The organism is Streptomyces subrutilus (assembly GCF_001746425.1).
GTDB classification, from domain to species: Bacteria; Actinomycetota; Actinomycetes; order Streptomycetales; family Streptomycetaceae; genus Streptomyces; species Streptomyces subrutilus_A.
In genome coordinates this window covers 5706154-5718569 of record NZ_MEHK01000001.1, presented here as the reverse complement: position 1 = coordinate 5718569, position 12416 = coordinate 5706154, and the positions used below count along the sequence as shown (strand labels likewise).

The following is a 12416-nucleotide window of genomic DNA, read 5'->3' as shown; positions in this document are numbered from 1 at the left end:
TGTCGAGTCTAATGTTCCGTCGGCGGGCGCGGTCATCGGCCCGTCCCGGGAGGGTCATGCCTTTGTCATACATGTACGCACCGCCCCGGGACCACACATCACAAACGGGCGTATACCCGCACAGGCGTGCCCGACCGCGTACGCACGGATGCCCGGTGCCACGCGAAGTGGCACCGGGCACTGTGACGGGTCTTACCGGCGACCCGGGCTGTCGGGCAGGCGTCAGGCCCGTCCGGCCGTCTTCTGGGTCTTGCGGGTGACCGAGTCGATGACCACGGTGGCCAGCAGTACGGCGCCCGTGATCATGTACTGGATCGGAGTCGCGATTCCCTCCAGGGCCAGACCGTACTGGATCGAGGTGATGACCATGACGCCGAGGAGGGCGTTCCAGGTCCGGCCCCGGCCGCCGAAGAGGCTGGTGCCGCCGATGACGGCCGCCGCGATCACGTTCATCAGCAGGTCGCCGGCGCCGGCACTCTGGTTGGCCGCCGCGATCTTGGAGGCCCAGAACAGCCCGCCGATGGCGGCGAAGGTGCCGGCGATGGCGAAGACCGCGATGCGGATCCCGGTGACGTTGATGCCCGCGCGGCGGGAGGCCTCGACGCTGCCGCCGAGTGCGAAAACGTTTCGGCCGAAGGTCGTGCGGCGCAGGACGAAGTCCGTGGCGACCAGGGCCAGCACGAACAGCACCACCGCCAGCGGCAGGCCCTTGTACTGGTTGAACACGATCGCGGGGCCGAAGGTGAACACCGCGAGCAGGCCGGTGCGCAGCAGGATCTCGCCGAGCGGGCGGGAGGGGACCCCGGCTGCCTCGCGGCGGCGGTTGTCGAAGAAGGTGGCGAGGAAGTACCCGACCACCGCGACCGCCGCCAGGCCGTAGCCCACCGCCACGTCCGAGAAGAAGTACGTGGTCAGCTGCCCGACCACGCCCTCGGAGTCGAGGTTGATCGTGCCGTTGCTGCCGAGGATCTGCAGCATGGCGCCGGACCAGAAGAGCAGGCCCGACAGGGTGACCGCGAAGGCCGGGGCGCCGATCTTGGCGAAGAAGAAGCCGTGGATGGAGCCGATCAGGGCGCCGCCCGCGACCGCCGCGAGGATGGCCAGCCATTCGTTCACGCCGTTGGTGACGGCGAGGACGGCGACGATCGCGCCCGAGACACCGCTGACCGAGCCGACCGAGAGGTCGATCTCGCCGAGCAGCAGCACGAAGATGATGCCGACGGCCATCATGCCGGTGGCGACCATCGTGATGGCGATGTTGGAGAGGTTCTCCGGGGAGAGGAAGTTGGAGTTCAGGCCCTGGAAGATGGACCAGATGATGATCAGACCGAGGACGACCGGGATGGAGCCCAGGTCGCCGGCCTTCATCTTGCGCCCGAACTCGCTGAGGTACCCGGACAGGCCCTGCTCGCGGACGAGCAGGCGGGGGTCCACGGCCGGAATCGCGTCCGCGGCCGCGGCCGGGTTGACGACCTCGTGCTCCGCGGGGTTCGCCGCCGCCTTGTCGAGCGGGTCGGCGGCTGGGTTGTCGGTGCTCACTTGCGAGCCTCCCCGGTGCGGGCCGCCCGGCGGGTCACGGCGTTGTCCGTGGCTCCCGTGATGGCGGAGATGATCTCTTCCTGCGAGGTGTCGGCGACGGTGAAGACGCCGTTGTTGCGGCCCAGCCGCAGAACCGCCACCTTGTCGGCGACGGCCTTCACATCGGCCATGTTGTGGCTGATGAGGATGACAGCGTGGCCGCGCTCGCGCAGCCGCTCGACCAGGTCGAGAACCTGTGCGGTCTGCTCGACGCCGAGGGCGGCGGTGGGCTCGTCGAGGATCACGAGCTTGGGCTCGCCGAGCATCGAACGGGCGATGGCCACGGTCTGGCGCTGACCGCCGGAGAGCGAGGCGATGGGGATCCGGACACTGGGGATCCGGATGGACAGCGTGGTCAGGAGCTCGCGGGCACGGCGCTCCATCTCCACCTCGTCCAGGACGCCGCGGCGCTTGAGCTCGCGGCCGAGGAAGAGGTTGCCGACGACATCGATGTTGTCGCACAGGGCGAGGTCCTGGTAGACCGTCGCGATGCCCAGGTTCTGGGCGTCGTGGGGCTTGCCGATGGAGACCGGGCGGCCCTCCCACTCGATGACCCCGTCATCGATGGGGTGCACGCCGGCGATCGTCTTGACCAGCGTGGACTTGCCGGCGCCGTTGTCGCCGACGAGGGCGACCACTTCACCGGAGTGGATCTCGAGTTCTACGTCGGTCAGGGCCTGAACGGCGCCGAACCGCTTCGAGACCCCTCGCAACGCCAGCACGGGCGCAGCGGACACATGAACCATCTCCTTCGCCGCCTGACCGGCGGGGATGTCGTGCAAAAGAGCAGGAGCGGGGCGGATGGGGGATTTGAGACTGGGAGAGAACGTTCTGCCCGGCGCCCCGCGGGTGGCGGGGAAGAAGGGGCGGGGCGCCGGGCAGGCGCGGGGGCCGCCTCGTGGGCGACGGGGGCCTTACTTGAGGCCGAGGGTGGCGCAGGCGGCCGCGTACTTGTCGGTGCAGATCTCGTCGACCGTGTAGACGCCGTCCTTGACGACGGTGTCCTTGATGTTGTTCTTGGTGAGCGAGACGACCGGGATCAGCACGGACGGGACGCCCTTGGTGGTGGGGCTGTCGACCGTGGAGGTGGTGACGCCGGTGACCTTCTCGCCCTTGGCGAGGGCGACGGCCATCTTCGCCGCGGCCTCGGCCTCGGGGGCGTACGGCTTGTAGACGCTCATGAACTGCTCGCCCGCGACGATGCGCTGCACGCCGGCGAGTTCGGCGTCCTGGCCGGTGACCGGGGGCAGGGGGCTGACGCCGGCGGCCTTGAGGGCGGTGATGATGCCGCCGGCCATGCCGTCGTTGGCGGAGTAGACGCCGATGACCTTGTCCTTGCCGAGCGCCGAGAGGGCGGCCGCCATGTTGGTGTTGGCGTTCTCCGGCTTCCACTCGACGGTGTCGTACTCCTTGCCGACGGTCACCTTGCCGTCGAGGACGGAGTGCGCGCCGGACTTGAAGAGCTTGGCGTTCGGGTCGGTGACCGAGCCGTTCATCATGACGATCTGGCCGTCCTTGGCCTTGTCGCCCAGCGCCTCGAGCAGCGCCTTGCCCTGGACCTTGCCGACCTCTTCGTTGTCGAAGGAGGTGTAGGCGTCGATCGGACCCTCCGCCAGGCGGTCGTAGGCGACGACCGGGATGCCGGCGTCCTTGGCCTTCTTGACCGAGCCCGCGATGGCCTTGGAGTCCACCGCGTCGACGATGAGGACGTTCACCTTGTTGGTGATCATCGTGTCGACCTGGGAGTTCTGGGTGGTCGCGTCCTGCTTGGCGTTGGCGTAGACGACCTCGCCCTTGCCGCCGGTCAGTTCCTTGACCGTCTTCTCGATGAGCGGCTTGTCGAACTTCTCGTAGCGCGCGGTCTGGTTCTCCGGGAGCAGGAGGCCGACCTTGATGGCGTCGCCGGCGGCGGCTCCGGTCTCCTTGGTCTTGTCTCCGGCCTCCTTGGCACTGCCACAGGCGGCAAGGGAAACGGCCATGGCACCGGCGGCTACGGCTACCGCGGCTCTGCGCATACGCGTGTTCATTACTTGAACCTCCCTGACGAGGCCGCAACGCTGCGGCCGAGGTGGGTGTGAGTCAACCCCGGCCGCAAGTTTGCCGTCAAGGAGTGAATCCTTAACGAGATGACAACGGTGCCATCCGTTATCTAACTGAAGACATGGCGGCTGGAGTTCGCACTCCCCCTCCATGGTCTGACAAAAGCGTCGAATCGCCCATCTCGCTGAGCACCAGGGCGAGTGCGCCCAGCACCTCGGCCCGCCCGCCCAAGGAGCCCGTCAGCACCGAAAGCTGGCGGGCCGCGCTCGGGATCGCGTACCTCCCCACTGATTCACGGATGGGAGCCAGGACCAGTTCACCGGCTTCCGCGAGCGAGCCGCCGAGGACCACCCGGCTGGGGTTCAGGAGGTTGCACAGACTGGCCACGCCGCTGCCGATGTGGCGGCCCACGTCGGTGATCACCCGGCGGCAGCCCGGGTCTCCGTCGCGGGCCAGCTCGACCACCCGTTCCATCGTCAACTCCGGTCCGTGGCTGCCCTGGAGGAGGGGGAGCACGTAGCGGGCCGCCGCGAAGGTCTCCAGACAGCCCCGGTTCCCGCAGCGGCAGACGGGGCCGGACTCGTCGAGGGTGATGTGCCCGATCTCGCCCGCCGTGCCACCCGGGCCGCGGTAGATCTGACCGTTGATCACCAGCCCCGCGCCGACACCGCTGGCCACCTTGATGTAGGCGAGGTCCTTCACTCCGCGCCCGCTCCCCCATACGAGTTCGCCGAGGGCCCCGAGGTTCGCGTCGTTGTCCACGTACACCGGCACGCCGAGGCGCCGCGAGAGCTCCTCGCGCGGGTTGATCCCGGCCCAGCCGGGCAGGATCGCGGTCGAGCCGAGGGTCCCGGACTCCACGTCGATCGGGCCGGGCACGCCGAGGCCGACGCCGATGGCCTTGTCCAGGCTCACCCCGATGCCCGCGATCAAGCGTCCGACCAGCGCTTCCGCCCGGTCGAAGCCCTCCACCCAGGAGGCGTCCACGTCCAGCGGCTCGGCCTCCTCGGCCAGCACCTGGTGCGCGAGGTTGCCGACGGCCACCCGCAGGTGGGTGTGGCCGAAGTCCACGCCGATCACGATGCCCGCGTCGCCGCTGAGCGACACGCTGCGGGCCCGCCGGCCACCCGCCGAGGTGTCGGTGACCTCGACGGTCCCGCCCTCCTTGAGCTCACGGACGATGTTGGAGACCGTGGCCGCCGACAGTCCGGTGGCACGGGCGATCTCCGCCTGGGTCAGCGAACCCGCGAGCCGCACCGCCCGCACCACCCGTTCGAGATTCGCGCGATGCAGTGAGGACTGCGATCCGGGAGTCTGCACGACTCATCCACTCCTGCCCATAAGCGACGGCCAGCCGTCGCCCCCCGGCCGGGGAACGGCGCTACGCGCTCCGAGACCCCGGCGTCTCTCCAACTTGTGAACCTTAAGTCGAGCCTTTACGCATCCAGACGTCAAGAGGCTGACACGGGACCAAACCGCCACATCGGCCATAAGAGGGAGAGAACGGTCGCGGAGATCGTGCTACGGTCGCTGAGGCGCCGGTCCTCTGCGGCCTTTCCGGCCGGACCGCGCCCCGTGATGACAGCGCTACGCGAGGAGGTGTTCGGGATGAGTCCCGATCGAAGTCCTTGCCGCGCTCTCGCTCTCGTCGGCTGATCCGCCGGTCTTTTCGATCCACTGATCCACCGATCCGCTGATCGGTCCGGCCTTTCCCTGAGCGCGCACGGCCGCGGTGTCCCACCGCGCCTCCGTGCGTTTCGCGTTTTCCCCTTTCCTTCCGCATGTCCTGATTCTTCTGTCAGGCATACGTCATCCATGCCCTCGGCGCATCCCGTGGCCCGTCCGCGGCACCCCTCGCCGACCCATGATCACTCCACGTGACCGTGCGGCTCCGTGCTGCCCGGATGCCGTGGAGGGAGGTATTCGTCATGACCATGCTCACCCCTCGCACCCCCGCGAAGCTCGCTCCGCCGGGCCGCACCCGCCGCGAGCGCAAGGCCGCCGAGCTGGAGTCCCGTACCCGCCTCGCCGGCGAGCGCCTGACCGCGCTGAGCGCACGCCCCGACGTCCACGCCCTGCAGTCCGTGGACGCCTCGCGCCACGGCCTCACCCACACCGAGGCGGCTCTGCGCCTGGAGCTGCACGGCCCCAACGTCGTCGCCCAGCAGCGTGCGCCGCACTGGTTCGTCCAGCTGGCGAAGGCGTACGGGAACCCCTTCATCGGCGTCCTCGTCATCCTGGCCGCCGTCATGTACTGGCAGGACCCCGGGGACCCGGGCGTCGTCATCCTCTCCGTCATGGTGGGGATCAGCGGCCTGCTGCGCTTCTGGCAGGAGTACCGCTCGGGCCGCGCCGCCGACGCGCTCAAGCAGCTCGTCACCACCACCTGCGCGGTGCAGCGCCGGTCCGGCAGCGGCTCCGGGCCCACCACCTTCGAAGTGCCCATGGACCAGGTCGTCCCGGGCGACGTGGTCAAGCTGGCCGCCGGCGACCTGATCCCGGCCGACCTGCGGCTGATCACCTCCAAGGACCTGATGGTCGGCCAGGCCGCGCTCTGCGGCGAGTCCCTGCCGGTCGCCAAGGCCGACACGCGAGCGCGGGACCTCGGCCAGCAGGAGACGACGGACCCGGTCGAGGCCGACAACCTGTGCCTGATGGGCACCTCGGTCACCTCCGGCACCGCCACCGGGGTCGTCGTCGCCACCGGCGCCGACACCTACTTCGGCTCGATGGCCGGCTCCCTGGTCGGGGAGCGCCCGCAGACCAACTTCGACGACGGCGTGCGCAAGGTCAGCTTTCTGCTGATCCGCTTCATGCTGGTCATGGTCCCGGTGGTCTTCATGGTCAACGGGCTCACCAAGGGCGACTGGAACGAAGCCTTCCTCTTCGGTATCGCCGTCGCGGTGGGCCTGACCCCCGAGATGCTGCCGATGGTGGTCTCCGCCAACCTGGCGCGCGGCGCGGTCGCCATGTCCCAGCGCAAGGTCGTCGTCAAGCGGCTGAACGCCATCCAGAACCTGGGCGCCATGGACGTGCTCTGCACGGACAAGACCGGCACCCTCACCGAGGACCGGATCGTCCTGGACCGCTACCTGGACGTGCACGGCGACGCGGACGACGAGGTGTTGGAGTACGGCTACCTCAACTCGCACTTCCAGACCGGTCTGAAGAACCTGATGGACCAGGCGGTCATCGACCGCGTGGGCGAGGCCGAGGAGGTTGTCGTCGACGCACGGTTCTCGATGGTCGACGAGATCCCCTTCGACTTCGCCCGGCGCCGGATGTCCGTGGTGCTGAACCGGAACGGCATCTCGGGCGACCTCGGCCGCCCCGAGCACATCATGATCACCAAGGGTGCGGTGGAGGAGGTCCTGGACCTCTGCACGCACATGGCGGACCGCGGCGAGAGGGTCGAGCTCACCGAGCGGCTGCGGCGGCACGTCACCCGCATCGCCGAGGACGACAACCGCGGCGGCCTGCGGGTCCTGGCCGTCGCCACCCGCACGATCGCCGCGCCGCGCGACACCTACACCGTCGCCGACGAGGACGGTCTGACGCTGGTCGGCTTCCTCGCCTTCCTCGACCCGCCGAAGGCCGACGCCGCCCGGGCCCTGCACGGCCTGGCCGACAAGGGCATCGCGGTCAAGGTCGTCACCGGCGACAACGACCTCGTGGCCGCCCGGGTCTGCGCCGATGTCGGCATCGACGTGGGCCAGGTGGTCCTCGGCTCCGAGATCGACGCCCTCGACGAGCCGGCGCTGCGCGCGCTGGCCGCCCGTACGACCGTGTTCGCCAAGGCCAATCCGGTCCAGAAGGCCCGGATCGTGCGGGCCCTGCAGGCGGACGGGCACACCGTCGGCTTCCTCGGCGACGGCATCAACGACGCCGCCGCCCTGCGCGACGCCGACGTCGGCATCTCCGTGGACACGGCCGTCGACATCGCCAAGGAGTCGGCGGACATCATCCTGCTGGAGAAGGACCTGACCGTCCTGGAGCAGGGCGTGGTCCAGGGCCGGACCACCTTCGGCAACACGATCAAGTACATCAAGATGACGGCGTCGTCGAACTTCGGCAATGTCTTCTCGGTGCTGGTGGCGAGCGCCTTCATCCCCTTCCAGCCGATGCTCGCGATCATGCTGCTGGTGCAGAACCTGGTCTACGACATCGCCCAGCTGGCGACGCCGTGGGACCGGATGGACGAGGAGTACCTGCGCAAGCCCCGCAACTGGGACGCCAAGGGCATCTTCCGCTTCATGGTCACCATCGGCCCCGTCAGCTCCCTGTTCGACATCTCGATGTTCCTGATCATGTGGAACGTCTTCGCCGCCGACAGCGAGGCGAGCCAGTCGCTCTTCCAGTCCGGCTGGTTCGTCGAGGGCCTGCTCTCGCAGACCTTGATCGTCCACATGATCCGTACCCGGAAGATCCCCTTCATCCAGTCGCGCGCCTCGTGGCCGGTGATGGTGATGACGATGCTCGCGGTGCTGACCGGCCTGTACCTGCCGTTCTCCCCGCTGGCCGGCCCGCTGGGCTTCGTGGCCCTGCCGGCGAGCTACTTCCCGTGGCTGATCGGCGTGCTGCTCGCGTACTGCACGCTCACGCAGCTCGTGAAGACCTGGTACATCCGCAGGTTCAACACCTGGCTCTGAGGCCCGGGAAAACGGAAGGGAGAGGCCGGTGCAGCTCACCGAATGGGGGATGGCCGCGCACCTGGCCGCCGCGCTCGGACTCGGAGCCGTCATCGGCCTCGAACGGCAGTGGCGGGCCCGCCTCGCGGGGCTGCGTACGAACGCCCCGGTGGCGGGCGGGGCGGCGCTGTTCGTGCTGCTCTCGCAGTACGGGTTCCTCAGCGCGGCCGCGGAGGTGGACTACGACGGCTCCCGGGTCGCCGCCCAGATCGTCTCCGGGATCGGCTTCCTCGGCGCCGGCGTGATCATGCGCGACGGGCTGAGCGTCCGGGGCCTGAACACGGCCGCCACCCTGTGGTGTTCGGCGGCCGTGGGCTGCCTGGCCGGCGTGGGCCTGTTCGTGCTGGCGATCTGCGGCACGGCGGGCGTGGTGGGGGCCAACCTCGTCCTGCGCCCGCTGGGCCGGCGCCTGGACCGCGAGCCGCGCGGCGGGGCCGAGGTGGCCGCCGACTACCACTTCGAGGCGGTGTGCCTGGAGTCGGAGGAGGCCCACATACGCCACCGGCTGGTGGACGCGCTGGCCCGGCCGGGCTACCAGCTCCGGGAGATCCGCAGTCAGGACGGCCCGGTGCCCGGCCGGGTGACCGTGTCGGCGCTGCTGACCGCCGAGGGCGAGAAGGGCAAGGCGCTGGAGGAGGCCGTCAGCAACCTCTCGCTCGACCCCTCGGTCTCGGCGGTCAGCTGGTCGGTCGTGCCGGATCCGGCGGCCTGAGCCGGCCCGGCCCCGCTACTTGAGGGTGGCGGAGGTCAGGCCGGCCTGGATCTGGCGCTGGAAGGAGAGGTAGACCGCCAGCATCGGGATGATCGCGATGGTGGCTCCGGCGAACAGCACCGGCAGGTCGGTCTCGTAGCCCATCTGGTACTGGAGCTGGACGAGCCCCTGCGTGAGCATGTAGCGCTCGGGCTCGCCGCTCGTCTGGGGCTGCATCAGCACGGCGGGCAGGATGTACTGGTTCCACTGGCCCAGGACGTTGAAGATCCCGACGCTGATCAGGCCGGGCTTGGCCATCGGCAGCATCACCTGGAAGAAGATCCGGGTGTCGGAGGCCCCGTCGATGACCGCCGCCTCGTGGATCGCCGTGGGCAGCGTCCGGAAGAAGGAGTGCATGAAGAAGACGGTGAACGGCATCGAGTAGGCGACGTACACCAGGATCAGACCCTGGTAGGTGTTCAGCATGTCGAAGCGCTTGACCATGAAGAACAGCGGTACGAGCGCCAGGAACACCGGGAACATCGCCCCGCTGACGAAGAAGTAGTAGACGACCCGGTTGCCCTTGAAGGGGTAGCGGGCCAGCACGTACGCGGCCATCGAGCCGAACAGCATGGTCAGCGGAACGGAGAACACCAGCACGATGAACGTGTTGGCGAAGTAGCCGCCGATGCCCTTGTCCCAGGCGCGGCCGAAGGCGTCGAAGTGCCAGTTCGCGGGCCAGCTGAGGGCCGAGCCGCCGATCTGCGCGTCGGTCTTGAAGGCGCCGAGCGCCAGCCAGATCAGCGGAAGCACGATCATTATCGCCCAGAGGGCGAGGAACCCGTGCGAGAAGACGTTGAGGACCACGCCCTCCGAGCGCCGCTTGTCCCCCTCCCCCGGCCGGCCGGTCTTCCCGGGCCGCTCCGCGGCCGCTTCGCCCGGAGCCTTGATCACTGTGGTCATGGAGGTCTCCCGCTCAGAACTCGATGCGCTCGCGGCGGGTGGCACGCAGCGTGATGACGGAGAGGATCATGGTCAGGACGAGCATGACCACGCCCATGGCGCAGGCGTAGCCGCTCTTGCCGAAGTACAGGAAGTTGCGCATCAGCACCGTCGCCATGACCTCGCTGTGGTGGTCGGGACCGCCGCCGAACTGGCCCGAGGTCATGGTCGACACGAGGACGAACATGTCCATCGCGGCGATGCCCAGGTAGACCGCGGAGGTCTGCACAGAATCCCACAGGAGCGGCAGTGTGACCTTGAAGAAGGTCTGGGCGCGTCCGGCGCCGTCGAGCAGGGCCGCCTCGTAGATGTCCCTGGGGACGGACTGCATGGCCGCCGAGAACAGGACGAGGTAGAAGCCGACGCCGTGCCAGACGACCACGAAGAGCAGGCACCAGAGGACGAAGTTGGGCTCGTTGAGCCATTCGACCGGGTGCTGCGGGGAGATCAGGCCGACCTTGACGAGGAAGCCGTTGAGCAGGCCGCCCTCGTCACTGCGGTAGATCGCGCCGAAGAGGACGGCGAGGATGGCGAGGGAGAGGACCTGCGGGAAGAAGTAGACGACCTTGTAGAAGCGCGAGCCGCCGACGCCCCGCACCCCGCCCGCGCCGCTGCGCCCTCCCGCGTTCACCATGAAGGCGAAGAAGAGGGCGAGCAGGATGGTGATCACCGGGACGAACACCAGGAGCAGCAGGTTGTGCCAGAGCGCGCCGCGGAAGACCTCGTCGTTCAGCAACGTCGCGTAGTTGTCCAGGCCGACGAAGTCGAACGTCGGGGACTGCCCCGTCCAGTTGGTGAAGGAGTAGCCGAACGTCTGCACGTACGGCCAGATGACGAAGGTCAGATACAGCGCGAGGGGCGCGAAGAGGAAGCCGGTGATGAAACCAGCCCGCCCCTTGCTCTGGGCTACGTGGCTCATGGTGTCCGTCCCTGCGGTGTCAGCTGCGGCGGTTGTTCTTGGCGTTCGGGTCCTTGGCCGCCTTGTCTACCGCAGCCTGTGCCCGCTTGATCCACTCCTTTGGCTGGATGCGCTGCGCCATCAGCTCATTGGACGCGTTCTGGATCTCGGTGTCCATTTCGCTGTACCAGTCGGGGTAGCGGTAGCTGAAGGTGTCGGTGCCCGCGGCCTTGAGCGCGTCCACGGCCGACTGGGTGCCGGGCCGCAGCTTGACGCTGGGGTCCACGCCGTCCTTGACGACGGTGAGCGAGTTGGCCTGCTGGGCGAAGATCGTCGACCATTCGCGGGAGAGCATCGAGCGGAGGAACTCCAGGCCCCCGGCCTTGTTGGCGGCCTTCTCGGGGACGATGAAGGGCTCGTCCACGCCGGCCCGGATGGCCTCGTAGGGGAGCTTGCTGTCGGCGAGCAGGGGTACCGGCAGGAACTTCATGTCGAAGTCCTCGGGCGTCTGCTTCAGCTGCTCGTTCTCCAGCCAGGAGCCGGAGGGGATGAAGGCGGCCTTGTACTGGTTCCAGGCGGTCTGGGACTCCGTGTGGGTGAGGCCGTTGGTGCCGGGCATCAGCAGGCCCTTCTCCACCACCTCGTAGACCGCCTCGACCGCGGCGAGGGCGGCCGGGTTGCCCTCGAAAGCGTTCGGCTCGAGGTGGTCGATCGCCTTCATGGCGTCCAGACCGCCCTTCTTGGCGATCAGGTCCATGATGACCACGTTGATGTAGTACGGGTACTTGCCCTGGTGGGCGAGGCCGCTGATGCCCGCCTCCTTGGCCTTGGTGCAGACGGCCAGGAACTCGTCCCAGGTCTTCGGCGGGGTCCAGCCCTTCTCCTTGAAGAGCTTGCCGGAGTACCAGAAGCCGAACACGGCGTACACGTACTTCAGGGCGACGAACTTGCCGCCCAGCATGCCCTGTTCGACGGCGCCCGCGACCAGCGTGTCGCGCACCTTCTTGGTGGGGTCGTCGAGGGAGGGCGCGTCGAGCACGGCGGTGAGGTCGGCGAGCTGGTTGCCCTTGGCGAGCACGTCCAGCTTGATCTGCTGGGCGCCGGAGTCGTCGACGACGTCCGGCGGGTTGCCGCCGTTGAAGCGGGGCTGCAGCTTGGCGGTGATCTCCTGGGTGCCCAGGTGCTCGCTGGTCGTGCCCCACTTCTTGTCGAAGGCGGCCTCCCAGGCCTTGGCGTAGTCGTCGCCGAAGCCGCCCTTGAAGACCACGACGTCCAGCTTGCTGCCCTTGGCGACGCCGAAGGGGTTCTCCTTGGAGACGACGCCCTTGTCCGGGCCCTTCGTGCTCTCCTCGCCGCCGGAGGCGCAGGCGGACAGGAAGCTCATCGTCGGCACCGTGATCAGTCCGAGTGCTGCGGAGCGCTTGATCAGGTCACGGCGCCCGAGGCCCTCACCAGTGGATCCCATGCTCATGTCCTCGCCTTCGTCAGAAGTGTGAAGGAGGCCGGGAATTCACGGCGG

At 68.5% G+C, this 12416-nt stretch carries 9 protein-coding genes; 2 read left to right on the top strand and 7 right to left on the bottom strand.

The genetic code is table 11. The features are described from left to right. Positions 1-222 precede the first annotated feature (222 nt). The 4 genes from BGK67_RS26580 to BGK67_RS26565 all read right to left on the bottom strand — a co-directional run bounded on the left by BGK67_RS26580 (position 223) and on the right by BGK67_RS26565 (position 4938). Complete coding sequence (locus BGK67_RS26580; RefSeq protein ID WP_069922437.1) at positions 223-1539, bottom strand: sugar ABC transporter permease; 1317 nt, start codon at positions 1537-1539, stop codon at positions 223-225. Further along, complete coding sequence (locus BGK67_RS26575; RefSeq protein WP_069922436.1) at positions 1536-2324, bottom strand: ATP-binding cassette domain-containing protein; 789 nt, start codon at positions 2322-2324, stop codon at positions 1536-1538. The genes BGK67_RS26580 and BGK67_RS26575 overlap by 4 nt, the downstream gene beginning before the upstream one ends. Positions 2325-2492: 168 nt before the next feature. Next, on the bottom strand, positions 2493-3605 hold the full coding sequence (locus BGK67_RS26570) for a sugar ABC transporter substrate-binding protein (RefSeq protein ID WP_079154384.1): 1113 nt from the start codon (positions 3603-3605) through the stop codon (positions 2493-2495). 118 nt (positions 3606-3723) lie between these two features. Beyond that, positions 3724-4938, bottom strand: a complete 1215-nt coding sequence (locus BGK67_RS26565; protein ID WP_069922434.1) for an ROK family transcriptional regulator — start codon at positions 4936-4938, stop codon at positions 3724-3726. A 608-nt stretch (positions 4939-5546) separates the two neighbouring features. Between BGK67_RS26565 and mgtA the strand changes: the two genes are divergently transcribed. Beyond that, positions 5547-8267 carry a magnesium-translocating P-type ATPase gene (mgtA, locus tag BGK67_RS26560; protein WP_107488859.1) on the top strand — a complete coding sequence of 907 codons (2721 nt, stop codon included), beginning with the start codon at positions 5547-5549 and terminating at the stop codon, positions 8265-8267. A gap of 28 nt (positions 8268-8295) precedes the next feature. Further along, on the top strand, positions 8296-9018 hold the full coding sequence (locus tag BGK67_RS26555; RefSeq protein WP_244291313.1) for an MgtC/SapB family protein: 723 nt from the start codon (positions 8296-8298) through the stop codon (positions 9016-9018). A gap of 15 nt (positions 9019-9033) precedes the next feature. Here BGK67_RS26555 and BGK67_RS26550 read toward each other — a convergent pair whose 3' ends face one another. Genes BGK67_RS26550 through ngcE form a run of 3 tightly spaced genes read right to left on the bottom strand, consistent with a single transcriptional unit; the run spans position 9034 to position 12362 of the window. Further along, positions 9034-9960: a carbohydrate ABC transporter permease gene (locus BGK67_RS26550; protein WP_069922433.1), complete on the bottom strand. Its 927-nt coding sequence runs from the start codon at positions 9958-9960 to the stop codon at positions 9034-9036. 13 nt (positions 9961-9973) lie between these two features. Further along, the gene (locus tag BGK67_RS26545; protein ID WP_069922432.1) at positions 9974-10918 is read right to left on the bottom strand and encodes a carbohydrate ABC transporter permease; all 945 of its coding nucleotides are present in this window, start codon (positions 10916-10918) and stop codon (positions 9974-9976) included. Between the two features lie 19 nt (positions 10919-10937). After that, positions 10938-12362, bottom strand: coding sequence for an N-acetylglucosamine/diacetylchitobiose ABC transporter substrate-binding protein (gene ngcE, locus BGK67_RS26540; protein ID WP_069922431.1), 1425 nt, complete (start codon positions 12360-12362; stop codon positions 10938-10940). Between the last annotated feature and the right edge of the window lie 54 nt (positions 12363-12416).

Excerpts from the sequence above, each read along its gene's own strand:
- BGK67_RS26575 (WP_069922436.1), bottom strand. The coding sequence starts at position 2,324 with ATGGTTCATGTGTCCGCTGCGCCCGTGCTGGCGTTGCGAGGGGTCTCG.
- BGK67_RS26570 (WP_079154384.1), bottom strand. The coding sequence starts at position 3,605 with ATGAACACGCGTATGCGCAGAGCCGCGGTAGCCGTAGCCGCCGGTGCC.
- mgtA (WP_107488859.1), top strand. The coding sequence starts at position 5,547 with ATGACCATGCTCACCCCTCGCACCCCCGCGAAGCTCGCTCCGCCGGGC.
- BGK67_RS26550 (WP_069922433.1), bottom strand. The coding sequence starts at position 9,960 with ATGACCACAGTGATCAAGGCTCCGGGCGAAGCGGCCGCGGAGCGGCCC.
- BGK67_RS26545 (WP_069922432.1), bottom strand. The coding sequence starts at position 10,918 with ATGAGCCACGTAGCCCAGAGCAAGGGGCGGGCTGGTTTCATCACCGGC.
- ngcE (WP_069922431.1), bottom strand. The coding sequence starts at position 12,362 with ATGGGATCCACTGGTGAGGGCCTCGGGCGCCGTGACCTGATCAAGCGC.